Annotated in this window: 12 protein-coding genes; 4 read left to right on the forward strand and 8 right to left on the reverse strand. The window is 57.8% G+C overall.

The window, feature by feature from the left end:
• Window positions 1-14: 14 nt before the first annotated feature.
• Together ngg and PMYSY11_RS09130 are read right to left on the reverse strand one after the other, a co-directional pair.
• Window positions 15-1,754, reverse strand: coding sequence for an N-acetylglutaminylglutamine synthetase (gene ngg / locus PMYSY11_RS09125; RefSeq protein ID WP_150548964.1), 1,740 nt, complete (start codon window positions 1,752-1,754; stop codon window positions 15-17).
• Between the two features lie 134 nt (window positions 1,755-1,888).
• Entirely contained in the window at window positions 1,889-3,658 is a 1,770-nt protein-coding gene (locus tag PMYSY11_RS09130; protein WP_150548965.1) for an N-acetylglutaminylglutamine amidotransferase, read from the reverse strand.
• A 111-nt stretch (window positions 3,659-3,769) separates the two neighbouring features.
• Here PMYSY11_RS09130 and PMYSY11_RS09135 point away from each other — a divergent pair, with 111 nt between their 5' ends.
• Entirely contained in the window at window positions 3,770-4,243 is a 474-nt protein-coding gene (locus PMYSY11_RS09135; RefSeq protein WP_090515351.1) for a MarR family winged helix-turn-helix transcriptional regulator, read from the forward strand.
• A 115-nt stretch (window positions 4,244-4,358) separates the two neighbouring features.
• Here the strand turns inward: PMYSY11_RS09135 and PMYSY11_RS09140 are convergent, their stop codons facing one another.
• The 4 genes from PMYSY11_RS09140 to mnmC all read right to left on the reverse strand — a co-directional run bounded on the left by PMYSY11_RS09140 (window position 4,359) and on the right by mnmC (window position 8,031).
• Window positions 4,359-5,114 carry a sulfite exporter TauE/SafE family protein gene (locus PMYSY11_RS09140; RefSeq protein WP_150548966.1) on the reverse strand — a complete coding sequence of 252 codons (756 nt, stop codon included), beginning with the start codon at window positions 5,112-5,114 and terminating at the stop codon, window positions 4,359-4,361.
• Window positions 5,111-5,653: a rhodanese-like domain-containing protein gene (locus tag PMYSY11_RS09145; protein ID WP_150548967.1), complete on the reverse strand. Its 543-nt coding sequence runs from the start codon at window positions 5,651-5,653 to the stop codon at window positions 5,111-5,113. The genes PMYSY11_RS09140 and PMYSY11_RS09145 overlap by 4 nt, the downstream gene beginning before the upstream one ends.
• A 28-nt stretch (window positions 5,654-5,681) precedes the next feature.
• Window positions 5,682-5,948, reverse strand: coding sequence for a metal-sensing transcriptional repressor (locus tag PMYSY11_RS09150; protein WP_069900475.1), 267 nt, complete (start codon window positions 5,946-5,948; stop codon window positions 5,682-5,684).
• A 112-nt stretch (window positions 5,949-6,060) separates the two neighbouring features.
• Window positions 6,061-8,031: a bifunctional tRNA (5-methylaminomethyl-2-thiouridine)(34)-methyltransferase MnmC2/FAD-dependent 5-carboxymethylaminomethyl-2-thiouridine(34) oxidoreductase MnmC1 gene (gene mnmC / locus PMYSY11_RS09155; RefSeq protein ID WP_150548968.1), complete on the reverse strand. Its 1,971-nt coding sequence runs from the start codon at window positions 8,029-8,031 to the stop codon at window positions 6,061-6,063.
• A gap of 165 nt (window positions 8,032-8,196) precedes the next feature.
• On the opposite strand from mnmC, the gene pap reads away from it, so the two are divergent.
• Window positions 8,197-9,684, forward strand: a complete 1,488-nt coding sequence (pap, locus tag PMYSY11_RS09160; protein ID WP_150548969.1) for a polyphosphate:AMP phosphotransferase — start codon at window positions 8,197-8,199, stop codon at window positions 9,682-9,684.
• Window positions 9,685-9,800: 116 nt separating this feature from the next.
• Complete coding sequence (locus tag PMYSY11_RS09165; RefSeq protein WP_150548970.1) at window positions 9,801-10,985, forward strand: thiolase family protein; 1,185 nt, start codon at window positions 9,801-9,803, stop codon at window positions 10,983-10,985.
• Between the two features lie 60 nt (window positions 10,986-11,045).
• Here the strand turns inward: PMYSY11_RS09165 and PMYSY11_RS21880 are convergent, their stop codons facing one another.
• On the reverse strand, window positions 11,046-11,267 hold the full coding sequence (locus PMYSY11_RS21880) for a DUF6316 family protein (RefSeq protein WP_069900471.1): 222 nt from the start codon (window positions 11,265-11,267) through the stop codon (window positions 11,046-11,048).
• A gap of 277 nt (window positions 11,268-11,544) precedes the next feature.
• Between PMYSY11_RS21880 and PMYSY11_RS09170 the strand changes: the two genes are divergently transcribed.
• The gene (locus PMYSY11_RS09170) at window positions 11,545-12,513 is read left to right on the forward strand and encodes a DMT family transporter (protein ID WP_150548971.1); all 969 of its coding nucleotides are present in this window, start codon (window positions 11,545-11,547) and stop codon (window positions 12,511-12,513) included.
• Between the two features lie 78 nt (window positions 12,514-12,591).
• Here PMYSY11_RS09170 and PMYSY11_RS09175 read toward each other — a convergent pair whose 3' ends face one another.
• Window positions 12,592-13,986 carry a class II fumarate hydratase gene (locus tag PMYSY11_RS09175; RefSeq protein WP_150548972.1) on the reverse strand — a complete coding sequence of 465 codons (1,395 nt, stop codon included), beginning with the start codon at window positions 13,984-13,986 and terminating at the stop codon, window positions 12,592-12,594.
• Window positions 13,987-14,093: the final 107 nt, after the last annotated feature.

Consider the following 14,093-nt stretch of genomic DNA (forward strand, 5'->3'; position numbering starts at 1 on the left):
CGGCGGATGGCTGACTAACTCACGACCTGGCTCAGGGGGAATAGCAGGTCGACAAAGCGTTCAGCTGTCGGTTGCGGTTCGTGATTGGCTAGGCCGGCGCGTTCATTGGCTTCAATGAACACGTATTCCGGCTGGTCGGCAGCAGGCACTAACAGGTCCAGCCCGACCACGGGGATATCCAGCGCGCGGGCGGCGCGTCTTGCGGCGTCTGCGAGTACCGGATGCAGGGTGTCAGTAACATCTTCCAGGCTGCCGCCGGTGTGCAGGTTGGCTGTTTTGCGCACGGCCAATCGCTGACCAGTCGGCAGCACGCTGTCGTAGTCGAAGCCGGCTGATTGCAGGGTGCGCAGGGTTTCTGCATCTTTGGGGATGCGGCTTTCTCCGGCCGTAGCGGCTTGGCGACGGCGGCTTTGTGCATCGATCAAGTCACCGATGCTGTGCAGCCCGTCGCCAATCACCTCGGCAGGGCGGCGAATAGCGGCCGCGACGACTTCGAAGCCGATGACTACGATGCGCAGATCCAGCCCTTCGTGGAAGCTTTCGAGTATCACTCGCTCATCAAAGGGTTTGGCCCGTTCGATGGCGTCGTGCACTTCACCTGGCGTGCGCAGATCCACTGCAACGCCTTGGCCTTGCTCGCCATCTACCGGCTTGACCACGACGCGACCGTGCTTTTTCAGGAAGGTCGCGTTGTCCTCGGCGCTGGCTGCCAGGCGCTGATCAGGCAGGCATAACCCAGCGCGAGAAAGTGCGCGATGGGTCAGGCGTTTGTCCTGACACAAGGTCATGCTGACGGCGCTGGTCAGGTCGGTCAGTGACTCGCGACAGCGAATCCTCCGGCCGCCATGATTGAGGGTGAACAGGCCTGCCTCCGCATCATCAACCTGCACTTCAATGCCCCGGCGCAATGCTTCATCTACGATTATCCGCGCATACGGATTCATCTCGCTGTGCGGGCCAGGGCCAAGGAACAGGGTCTGATTGATGCCGTTTTTACGCTTGATGCTGAAGGTTTGCAGTTCGCGAAACCCGAGCTTAGCGTACAGGCGCTTGGCTTGTTTGTTGTCGTGCAGAACTGATAGGTCCAGATGGCTGAGGCCACGGCTTTGATAGTGTTCAATCAGATGGCGAACCAGCACTTCGCCAACGCCCGGCCGACTGCATTGTGGGTCTACTGCCAGGCACCACAAGCTGCTGCCGTTCTCTGGGTCGCGGTAGGCTCGCTGGTGATTGAGCCCCATCACGCTGCCGATGATGTTGCCGCTGTCTTCATCTTCTGCCAGCCAGTATGTCGGGCCACCTTGCTCATGGGGCGTGAGTTTTTCTGGAACAATCGGCTGCATGCCACGCGCCTGATACAGGCAGTTGATCGCCTGCCAGTCGGCGTCATTCTGGGCACGGCGAATGCGATAACCGCGAAAGCCGCGACGGGCAGGGCGGTAGTCGCTGAACCACAAGCGCAGCGTGTCGGAAGGGTCAAGAAACAACTGCTGGGGCGCATAGGCGAGCACCTGATGCGGCGCTGAAACATACAGCGCAATATCGCGCTCGCCAGGCTCTTCGCTGATGAGTTCGGTGACAAGCTTCTCTGTATAGGCAAACGTATGGCCGATGAGTAACCGACCCCAGCCGCAATGCACGGCAACCGGCGTGCTGGGTTTGGCATCGCGGTCTTCAGCGAGGCGCGCTTGCAGGCGTTCGTAAGAGGGTGTTTGGCCGCGCAAGAGGCGTTGATTGATGGCAGTAGGTCGCATTGGAGAGTGATCCTTTGCTGTCTGCGACGCCCGGATGGTTTCCGGGTCATTAATATTCGCGTTGTCGACCGGTATTTACTCCGGCTACGCCTGATAAACCAACGCGGAGTGCACATGCACTCCGCTTTTTTTCGTTACAGCCCCTGTTCGTTAAGCCAGAGGTTGAGTGCCGCCATTTGCCATAATTTGGAGCCGCGCAGCGGTGTCAGCTGGCCATGCGGGTCCGACAACAGTTTGTCGATCATCGCCGGGTTGAACAGGCCACGATCCTGGCTCGGATCAACCAGCAAGTCGCGTACCCAGCCCAGTGTTGCGCCTTCAAGGTGCTTCAAACCCGGTACGGGGAAGTAACCCTTCTTGCGGTCAATCACAGCATCCGGAATGACTTTTCGAGCGGCTTCTTTCAAGACGTATTTGCCGCCTTCCGGTAACTTGAATCGACCCGGAATACGTGCCGAGAGTTCCGCAACGCGATAATCGAGGAACGGTGTGCGCGCCTCCAGGCCCCAGGCCATGGTCATGTTGTCGACACGTTTAACCGGGTCATCGACCAGCATTACGGTGCTGTCCAGGCGCAATGCCTTGTCTACCGCCGCACTGGCGCCGGGCTGTGCGAAGTGTTCGCGAACGAACTCACCGGCGTGGTCATCGGTCAGCCAGGCAGGCTGTACGCAGGCTGCATATTCATCATGCTCGCGGTCGAAGAAGGCCTTGCGATAGGCGGCGAATGCATCGTCTGCACCATCCACTTCCGGGTACCAGTGATAGCCTGCAAACAACTCATCAGCACCTTGGCCGCTTTGCACCACTTTGCAGTGCTTGGCGACTTCGCGTGAGAGCAAGTAGAACGCGATGCAGTCATGGCTGACCATCGGCTCGCTCATGGCGCCAAATGCGGCAGGCAGCTGGTCAAGAATCTCGCTCTCACCAATGCGCAATTGGTGGTGTTGAGTGTTGAAGCGCTCTGCGATCAGGTCTGAGTACTGGAACTCGTCACCACGCTCGCCACCGGCGTCCTGAAAACCGATCGAGAAGGTCGACAGATTCTCGACGCCCGCTTCTCGCAGCAAGCCAACCAGCATGCTCGAATCAACGCCGCCAGAAAGCAGTACACCGACGTCAACGGCGGCGCGTTGGCGAATCGAAACGGCTTCGCGCATGCTGGTGAGCACTTGATCACGCCAGTCTTCAAACTCGAATGCCTGCTCATCGGCTTTAGGGCCGAACTCAAGATGCCACCAGGTTTGTTGCTCGCAGTTGCCCTGCGCGTCAAAGCGCATCCAACTTGCAGGGGCGAGTTTTTCGACACCGGCAAGAATCGTCCGCGGAGCCGGCACGACGGCGTGGAAATTGAGATAATGATTCAGCGCAATCGGGTCGAGTGCTTTGCTGATGTCGCCGCCTTTTACCAACGCTGGCAGGCTTGACGCGAAGCGCAGACGCTGGCCGGTACGTGACAGATACAGGGGTTTGACCCCGAGGCGGTCGCGGGCGATGAAGAGCTGCTGGGTATCGCGCTCCCAAACGGCAAAGGCAAACATGCCGTTGAGCTTGGGCAGCAAATCCTTACCCCAAGCGTGATAGCCCTTGAGCAGGACTTCGGTGTCGCCACCCGAGAAGAAGCGATAGCCCAGTGCTTTGAGCTCTTCGCGCAGTTCAGGGTAGTTGTAGATGGCGCCATTGAAAACCATCGACAAACCCAGATCGCTGTCGATCATGGGTTGGCCGGAAGCTTCCGCCAGATCCATAATTTTCAGGCGTCGGTGGCCGAGGGCTATTGGCCCCTGGCTGTGAAAACCATGGGCATCCGGGCCGCGAGGGGCCAGATGATGGGTGATTCGCTCGACTGCAGCCAGGTCGGCCGGTCGTTGATCAAAACGTAATTCTCCAGCTATTCCGCACATATTTCCTTACCGGTGTTGCCGTTGGGGAGGTGTTCGGATGCACCGAACCTTTTACACGAAAACAAAATAATGCTTTCATGTCAAAGCTTTAATGTCTTATGAAAGGCGAATATGTCTAAAAAAATAGTTTCTACTGAAATGGATTTGTCATCTGTTTTGGCCTTCGAAATGCCGATATTCAAGGCCTTGCGCCGTTTGCAGCAGGCAGGAGAGGTGCATGCCAAGAGGCTCAGTCGCTTTGGCGGGCTGACGCCGATGCAGTTGATGATATTGCAAGTGTTGGCGGGTGAGGCGCGATTAACGGCAAGTGATTTGAGCGGCCGCGTCAGTCTAACTGCCGCGACACTGTCGGGCATGATCGACCGGCTTGAGGAGCGCAACCTGTTGCATCGCCAGCGTGATGATCAGGACCGCCGGCGCCAATGGCTGTTGATCAGTGATGCCGGGCGGGAATTGCTCAAGCAGGCGCCTTCACTGTTGCCTCCCGAGTTCAATAAACACTTCGCCGAGCTGGCTGAGTGGGAGCGTTATCAGCTGACCGCAACATTGCTACGCGCTGCCGAGTTGTGTGCCGAAGTCGAGTGAGTCTGAGTATTTGCTGCAAGTTTGACTCGTCGTTGAGGCAACATTCGTCAGTCTGGGTGTGGCCAATTTTGCTGGCGAATTCGTGCGCAATAGGCGTCGTTATCGGCTGGCTGGTTCAGCTGCCTGCAAAAAGTTTTTGAGCGGCAAGCGTCAGGCTGACGATGACCAGCATCAGTGCAAAGATCCGTTGCAGCAAGCGCCCGCCAATGCGTTGAGCCAGAAAGTTACCGGCCATTACCCCGACTGCGCCGCCTGCGGTAAGCCCTGCAAGTAACTGTGGCGATGGGCTGGCGTGGCTCAGGTAAAGTAAAAATCCTCCGCCTGATACCAGTGAAATCACCGCCATTGATGTGGCCATGGCCGACAGCAGCGACAGCGGGGTAAACCACAGAAGTGCAGGCACCACCAGAAAGCCGCCGCCGACGCCCATCAGTCCCGACAACAGGCCGACGCCAATGCCAATCAGCACCAATGGCCCGCTGCGTAATGGGCCTTCGCTCGCACGTGGCAAACTGCTGCTGCGCCACATTCGCCACGCCGCCCAAAGTACGAGCAAGCAGAAGGCTACAACCAGAGCTTTTTCAGGGATAAATTGGCCCAGCCATTGACCCATCGCGTTGCCCGGCAAACCGCTGAGCGTCAGCAGTAGCGCCGGTTTCCAGGCAACCATGCCTTGCCGGGCGCGGGGTATGGCCCCGACCAGTGCGGTTAACGCGACAGCGCCGAGGCTTACGCCAATCGCATCGCGCAGTGGTAGGTGCAGGCTGAGCAGCAAGGGCAGGGCGACTAGCGAGCCGCCTGCGCCGGTAAGCCCCAGCAGCAAGCCGAGAATGCTGCCAACTGCGAGCGACTCGGCCAGCATGTCCATCATTTATTCCACGGCATGCGGGCGAGCAGTAGCGCCATGGCGCAGGTGTTGCTGATGCCGGCGAAGGCTAGGCCGGCACCCACAAAGGCGCTCAGGCCAAACCAGGCAGGTGACACAGTTGCGCCCAGTATCACCCCGAGCAGTACCAGCGAGCCTGCGGTGATCTGTACCTGGCGTTGAATACTGATGGCCGCGGATTTGGCCTTGTTCGTTGCTACGCCGCAAGCTACGCAGGCGTTGGTGCCGCCGTCGATAACCCGAACGCCGGGCAGTAATTGCTTTAGCTGTTCAGCAGCTTTGCGCGCACGCATGCCGCTTTGGCAGAGCAGGTACAGCTCATCGCCGCGCTGCAGGCCATCGGCCTTGAGTTGTGCTGCCAGCTGCTCGGGTTGCAACTGATCGAGCGGAACATTGCGTGCACCGGCGACGTGTTCGGCACGAAATTCAGCTGGGCTGCGCACATCGAGCAAAAAACGGGTTTGGCCCTGACGCTGCTTGTCGGCGAATGCGCCAGCATCGATTGTCTGGATGTCTGTGGTCATTTGCTTACCCCCACACTGAGATCGGTTTTCAGGTGTATTTGGTGAAAATGGCGCGCACTCGGGCGAGAGTGGCCTGGGCGTCGCCATTTTCGTTGAGCATGGTTTCCTCAAGCAGGCAGGCCAGCATCTCCTGATAGGCTTTATCCAGCGCCTTGCGGGCGGCCGAGAACTGTTGAGCAATCGACTCGCATTCTTCGCCACGGCGAATCATGGCCTGAATGCCGCGAATTTGCCCCTCAACGCGGGCCAGGCGCTTGAGCATGGCGTCCTGTTGGTTAGGTGTTGGTGTCGTCATCGGTTTTCTCTTATACCCCTGGGAGTATATATACAGGGGGGAGTATTGTTGCGTAGGTGCAGTTTTGCAACCGCCACCGATCAAAGGTGTAGGGCGCGTAGGCGCACTTCAGCTAGAGGTTGCGAACCAGTTTGCGCAGTGCGAAGCGGTTGGGATGGCAGCCCTCTGCAACATCGCGAGGTACTGGCAATGGCTCATCATTGAGCCATGCGGCAATCATCTCGCCGCTCAACGGCGCGGTAATCAAACCGCGTGAGCCGTGGCCGCTATTGATATACAAGCCCGGTAGCCAGGGGCATTTGATGGCCGGTATCTGACGCGCATCCTTGCTCAGAATCGCATAGGCATCAGCGAAGGCGGGCAGGTCGGCCAGAGGCCCGACGATGGGCAGATAGTCCGGGCTTGTGCAACGAAATGCAGCCCGGCCTTGCAGTGACTCAGCCGGGTATTCGCGTGCGTTGAGTCGTTGGCTCAGATCGCTGGAGATTGCTTCCAATAACTCGATGTTACCTGCATGATCGCGCGCGTTCACCGTTAAATCGTTACTGTTAAAGTCAAAGCTGGCGCCCAGTGTGTGTTCGCCATTGCGGGCTGGAGCCACATAGCCTTCGGCACAAATGACGGTATTGAGTTCAGCACTTTGTACAGTTTCGGGCAGGCGGGTAATTTGCCCGCGAATACGTTTAAGCGGCAATTCGGCGCAGTACTCATACTGTTTGATATCGGCGGCGCCTGCCAGCACGACAACCTCGGCGCTGGCAAGTAATTGCTCGCCATTGCGGGCTTGCCAAAGTCCGTCTTCTCGCGTGAGTTGCAGGGCGTCCTGATGCAGTTGCAGGGTGATATTGGCATGTGCACACAGGCTTTTGCACAAGGCCGGAGGATGAACCCAGCCGGCTTGCGGGTAGTACAGACCGCCACTTTCAAGCTTGACCCCGGCAATGGTTTCGGCCTGGCTCTGGCTGATATTCTGCACCAGGGCGTGCGGGAATGCCTGAGCGATCTTTGCCTGACGCTGCGCCTCCTTGTCGTCAAACGCCAGTTGCAGGACGCCGCAGTTATTCCAGTCGAGCCCCTTGTTCAGCCGTTCAAGTTGACGACGGGTGTAGCCGAAACCACTGACAATCAGCCGTGAAAGTGCCGTGCCGTGCGCGGACAGCTTCAGGTACAACACGCCTTGCGGGTTGCCCGACGCCTCTGCAGCAATGCTTGAATGACGCTCCAGTACGGTCACTTTCCAGCCGCGCTGGGCCAGGCTTGCAGCTGTTGCGCAGCCCGCCAGACCCGCACCAATAACCAGCGCGTGACGCTCTTTCGCCGTGTTAACCGGGCGCGTAAACCAGGGTTTTTGCACGGCTACCGATTCGCCGGCAAATTCACCTTTGATGAACTCCCATTTCTTGCCAATGCCCGGGACGCGTTTCACCGTAAAGCCCGCTTCTTTAAGCGCGCGGCGTACCACCCCGGCGCTGCTGAATGTGCCAAAGCTGGTGCCTGTTACTGAAAGCCTGGCAACTTGTTCGAACAGTTCAGGCGACCACAGTCGCGGGTTTTTCCCAGGTGCAAAGCCATCGAGAAACCATGCATCCACTCGCGCATCGAGTTGGCTGAACATCTCGACGCCATCACCGATCAGCAGGTCCAGCACAACGCGTCCACCGGCTAGCTTTATGCGCTGAAAGCCTGGATGAATGGCCACGTATTGGCCGAGCAGCGGCTCTGAGAACTCAACCAGCTCTGGCCAGAGTGCCAGTGCGCGCTTTAAGTCATCGGGGCTCAGCGGGTATTTCTCGACGCTTATAAAGTGCAGGCGGGCAGAGGCAGGGGCTTGTCGATTAAACAGTTGCCAGGCGCATAAAAAATTCATGCCGGTGCCAAAACCGGTCTCGGCAATCACAAAGTTATCGTTGGTTTGCAGCGCCGCAAAGCGTTCGGGCAGGTGGTTGTTTTCGAGAAACACCACGCGGGTTTCCTCGAGGCCGTCATCGCGTGAAAAGTAAATGTCGCCATAGGCACTGGAGAAGGGCAGGCCTTGTTCATCCCATTCGAGCTGAGCGTATTCGATGACTGGTGTTTGCGACATGACGGCTACCTGGCAAATGCAGCGCGCATTTTAACTGATAAAGCCCCGTATCCATGCAATCGCTGAGGCTTAAGCTAAGCGTTTTTCTTGAAAACCCATGCTTATAGCTCAGACAGAACCCCTAATCATCCGCTAGGCTGATGTATGCAAATCAGGGAGTAGCGTATGTTCGAGTCCGCCGAGATTGGCCGCACCATTGATAAAGAAACTTATGATCTGGCAGTTCCAGCGCTGCGCGAAGCATTGCTGGAGGCGCAATACGAATTGAGTCAGCAGGGCCGGTTTGCGGTGCTGATCCTTATCAACGGGATTGAGGGTGCCGGTAAGGGCGAAACCGTCAAGCTGTTGAACGAGTGGATGGACCCCCGGTTAATCGAAGTCAGCACCTTTGATGCACCTACTGATGAAGAACTCGCCCGTCCACCGGCCTGGCGCTTTTGGCGCCAGCTCCCACCGAAAGGGCGCATGGGGATTTTCTTTGGCAATTGGTACAGCCAGATCCTTCAGGGGCGCGTGCATGGTCGGTTCAAAGACGCCGTGATGGATCAATCGATCGACACGGCCGAGAGCCTTGAGCGCATGCTCTCGGATGAAGGCACGCTGATCTTCAAATTCTGGTTTCATCTGTCGAAAAAGCAGATGGAAAACCGCCTGAAATCGCTCAAGGACGACCCGCTGCACAGTTGGCGGATCAGCCCGCTGGACTGGCAACAGTCGAAAACCTACGACAAGTTTGTACGCTACGGAGAGCGCGTGCTGCGCCGCTCCAGCCGAGATTACGCACCTTGGTATGTGGTTGAAGGCTTTGATGAAAACTACCGCAGCCTGACCGTTGGCAAGGTACTGCTCGACGGCTTGCAGGCCGCCCTGAAAGCCCAGGCTGTTCAACGACCGCATCCGCATTCGGCGCCGCTCACTTCAAGCATCGACAACCGCACGTTGCTCGACAGCCTGGACATGAGCCAGGCGCTTGAGAAGTCGGATTACAAAGAGCAGTTGGTGAGCGAGCAGGCGCGGTTGTCCGGGTTGATGCGCGACAAACGCATGCGCCGGCATTCGCTGGTTACAGTCTTTGAAGGTAACGATGCGGCTGGCAAGGGCGGTGCAATTCGCCGCGTTGCCGCCGCGCTGGACCCGCGCCAATACCGGATTGTGCCAATCGCAGCGCCCACCGAAGAGGCGCTGGCGCAGCCCTATTTGTGGCGTTTCTGGCGGCATATCCCCGCGCGCGGCAAGTTCACGGTTTTCGACCGTTCCTGGTATGGCCGTGTATTGGTTGAGCGGGTTGAAGGTTTTTGCAGCCCGAGCGATTGGTTGCGAGCGTATGGCGAGATTAATGATTTTGAAGAGCAACTGACAGACTCAGGCGTGGTGCTGGTGAAGTTCTGGCTGGCCATCGACAAGCAAACGCAGCTTGAGCGTTTTCAGGCGCGCGAAAAGATCCCGTTCAAACGCTACAAGATTACCGAAGATGACTGGCGCAACCGCGAAAAGTGGGAGGTTTACCGCGATGCAGTGGGCGACATGGTCGACCGCACCAGTACCCGGATTGCCCCGTGGACACTGGTCGAGGCCAACAATAAGTACTTCGCCCGGATCAAAGTACTGCGCACCATCAATGAGGCTTTGGAAGCCGCATTTGCTAAAGACTAGTGCTGTAGCGCGCGGCAGGATGTTCGCGCATACAAGCGATGAATGATCGTCGCGAATCGATATTGAGCGGAATTATCCTAAGTTCATGCCCAACATCATCAACTCCGAGGTGTGTCATGCGTGAAGTAGTGATTGTAGATAGCGTACGAACCGGTCTGGCCAAGTCTTTTCGCGGCCAGTTTAATCTGACCCGTCCAGACGACATGGCAGCGCATTGCGTGAACGCGCTGCTTGAACGCAACAACCTGGCCCCTGCTCTGGTTGAAGACTGCGTAGTCGGCGCCGGTTCTAACGAAGGCGCTCAGGGCATGAACATCGGCCGCAACGTGGCCGTGTTGTCTGGCCTCGGTATTCAGGTGCCGGGCATGACGCTCAACCGCTATTGCTCGTCCGGTTTGCAAGCCATCGCCATTGCGGCCAACCAGATCGCCTCGGGTTGCAGTGATGTGATTGTGGCCGGTGGTGTCGAGTCGATCACCATGACCATGAAGAGCATCAATACCGATCACCTCTTCAATCCGATTATCCAGGAAAAAATTCCTGGTATTTACTACCCGATGGGCCGCACTGCCGAGATCGTTGCGCGCCGTTATGGCGTCACGCGTGAAGCGCAGGATGCCTATGCATTGCAAAGCCAGCAGCGTACTGCAGCAGCCCAGAAAGAGGGCTTGTTTGAAGACGAAATTGTGCCGATGAGCGTCAAGTATCAGGTCGAAGACAAGGCCACCGGCGAGAAGTCGATTCTCGATGGCATTGTCGACCGTGACGACTGCAATCGCCCGAGTACCACCTTGCAGGATTTGGCCGGCTTGAAGCCCGTGTTTGCCGAGGATGGCTCGGTAACCGCCGGTAATGCGTCGCAGCTTTCCGATGGTGCTTCCATGACGCTGGTCATGAGCATGGACAAAGCGCTTGAGCTGGGCCTCACCCCGCGGGCGATTTTCCGTGGCTTTACCGTGTCAGGCTGTGAGCCGGATGAGATGGGCATCGGTCCGGTTTTCTCGGTACCCAAGCTGCTGAAAGCCAAAGGCCTGAGCGTGGCCGATATTGATTTGTGGGAACTCAACGAGGCGTTCGCGTCGCAGTGCCTGTACTGCCGGGATCGCCTGGAAATCGACAACGACAAGTACAACGTCAACGGCGGCTCAATCTCCATCGGCCACCCGTTCGGCATGACTGGCTCGCGTCAGGTCGGCCATCTGGTGCGCGAGTTGCAGCGCCGCAAATTGCGTTACGGCATCGTCACCATGTGCGTGGGCGGCGGTATGGGCGCAACGGGGCTGTTTGAATCGTTGAGCTGATCGAATCGAATAACCGCTAGGTCTGGCAAAGACGCTTTGAGATTTGCCGGGCCTGCGCGGTTAGTGGCTGCTTTTCATTGAGCGATGTTTAGGCAATTGCCGCGCAATGAACATCCGGTTGATGTACGAATCAATCTCTCGTAAGGCATCTACCCGCGTAAAAAACGGGCCTTCCAGCGTGCCTTCCCGCGTTGCAAAAAAATACTGACCGTTTACCGAGCTGATGCGCTCACTGCGATAATGGGTGCCGTGTAGTGGATCGCAATTGCGCTTGCAGAACATAGCAGTTACTCAAAAGTTTTATTTTGATAGGTTTGATTCTAATCAGCGATTGCTGGTTTGCTAAGACCGCTGACCAGCGGTCGAATCTGCAGGCCCCAGTGGGTAAGGGCTGTGGCTGCTCAAGCAGTTTGCGGCGCTTTGCACCCGTACAGTTCTGCCGGTTATCGCGCTAGCACTGTAGCTGTGCTGGTTACTATGTGCATCGCTAAAATAGCCCTGCGCGAGACGATACTGCTCAACTTCCGATGCAGTGGGTCTTCGTGAATTTGAGGCTGTCATGCATATTTCCTCTGGTCGCTGGGCATACGGCATGTTCCTGGCGATGGTTACCGCTGTGCTCTGGGGCATTTTGCCGATCAAGCTCAAGCAAGTACTGGCCACCCTCGACCCGGTAACGGTTACCTGGTATCGCTTGTTCGTTTCGGGCTCGATTCTGCTGGCGTTTCTGGCCGCCACCCGGCGACTGCCGCGTTTCAATATTCTCGGGAAGAAAGGCATCGGTTTACTCTGCCTGGCCATCCTCGGGCTTACCGGCAATTATGTGCTGTACCTGATGGGGTTGAACCTGCTGAGCCCCGGCACGACGCAGTTGGTTATTCAAGTCGCGCCCATTTTGTTGCTGATCAGCAGCATCTTCATTTTTCGTGAGAAATTCAGCGTCGGGCAGGGCGCGGGGCTGACTATTTTATTGCTCGGCTTTGGCTTGTTCTTCAATCAGCGCCTCGACGAGTTGCTGAGTTCGCTGACCGCCTATACCACCGGCGTGATAACGGTCATGCTGGCCGCGCTGGTCTGGACCTTTTACGGGTTGGCGCAAAAGCAACTGCTCAGCTCATGGAATTCGCTGCAGATCATGATGGTGATCTATCTTGCGTGCGCCCTGTTGCTAACGCCGTGGGCCAAGCCGTTGGATGTGCAGCTGTTAACCCCGGTGCAGGGTTGGCTGTTACTGGCTTGCTGCCTGAACACGCTGGTTGCCTATGGCGCATTTGCCGAAGCGCTGGCGCATTGGCAAGCCTCGCGGGTAAGTGCTGCGCTGGCGATTACGCCGTTGGTGACCTTTGCATCCGTGGCGCTGGCGGCTGTTTGGTGGCCCGCCTATGTGCAACCTGAACAGGTTAACGGGCTGGCGTACTGTGGTGCGGTTCTGGTGGTGCTGGGGTCTGCACTGACAGCGCTGGCGCCCTCGATGATGGCCAATCTGCGCGCTCGCCGAGCCCGCGTGGCAGTCGTTAAGGCCGTTTGAATTAGTAGCCGCGCAGCCTGATCAGCGCTGCGCGGCTGCTGTAATCACCGCGCCCCGTTCTGGTTAGCCGGCGATTGTCTAGTGGGTATGCCCGTTACCAAGCATGCTTTCAGGGCGAACCCATTCTGAAAATTCCTCCTCGGTGACATAGCCCAACTGCAACGCTGCTTCACGCAACGTGGTGCCCTGCTGATAAGCCTGTTTGGCGATTTCGGCGGCCTTGTCGTAGCCAATATGTGGATTGAGCGCCGTCACCAGCATCAGTCCTCGCTCCAGATGTTCCGACATTTTTGCCGCGTCGGGCTCCAGTCCGGCAATGCAGTGGGCCTGGAAGTTGCTGCAGCCGTCCGCCAGCAACCGGATTGATTGCAGCAGGCTGTTGATGATCACCGGCTTGAATACATTCAGCTGCAAATGACCCTGGCTCGCGGCAAAGGTGATGGTTGTATCGTTACCCATCACCTGGCAGGCGAGCATCGACAGCGCCTCGCACTGAGTCGGATTCACCTTGCCCGGCATAATCGAGCTGCCCGGCTCATTGGCGGGCAAGCGAACTTCGGCGAATCCTGCGCGCGGGCCGGAGCCCAGCAAGCGCAAGTCATTGGCGATTTTCATCAGGGTTGCGGCCAGGGTTTTCAGCGCGCCCGACATAATCGTCAGCGGCTCGTGCCCAGCCAGTGCGGCAAATTTATTCGGCGCGCTGATCAGCGGCATGCCGGTGAGTGCAGCCAGCTCCCCGGCAATCGCTTCGGCGAACCCTGCTGGTGCATTCAGGCCTGTACCAACAGCGGTTCCGCCTTGCGCCAGCTCACAAACAGCGGGCAGGGCACTGCGAATAGCGCGCTCGGCATAATCCAGTTGCGCGACAAAGGCCGACAGTTCCTGACCGAAAGTGATCGGCGTGGCATCCATCATATGGGTGCGACCTGTCTTGATAACGTTGCCGTGGCGCGCGGCTTGCTCGGCCAGCCCGCCAGACAGTTCGGCAATTGCCGGCAGTAATTGGTTGTAGACCGCGCTGGCGGTTGCAATGTGCATGGCGGTCGGGAAGCAATCATTCGAGCTTTGCGAGCGGTTGACGTGATCATTCGGGTGCACCGGGCTTTTGCCCCCGCGCGCACCAGTAGCCAGCTCGTTGGCGCGCCCGGCAATCACCTCGTTAACATTCATGTTGGTCTGCGTGCCGCTGCCGGTCTGCCAGACCACCAATGGGAACTGCTCATCCAGCTGGCCGCCGATAACCTCGTCTGCCGCTTGCTCGATCAAGCGGGCGACATCTTGTGGCAGGCTGCCGTTACGATTATTGACCCGCGCCGCCGCCTTCTTGATGGTCGCCAGCGCATGCACCACCGCGATCGGCATGCGCTCCTGTCCGATCGCAAAGTTGATCAGCGAGCGCTGAGTCTGCGCGCCCCAATAAGCATCTTCCGGGACGTCGATGGCACCAATGCTGTCGGTTTCCTTGCGGCTCATATGATTCTCCTGATAGGGATATTTGCAGTTTAGGTCGTGATAACGGCTCGCAGGTTCCGTTGGGGAGATAATTACGCCGTGACGCTGGATTTGCAGTTGGGTGCTAA

The organism is Pseudomonas marincola (assembly GCF_900682675.2).
GTDB lineage: Bacteria > Pseudomonadota > Gammaproteobacteria > Pseudomonadales > Pseudomonadaceae > Aquipseudomonas > Aquipseudomonas marincola.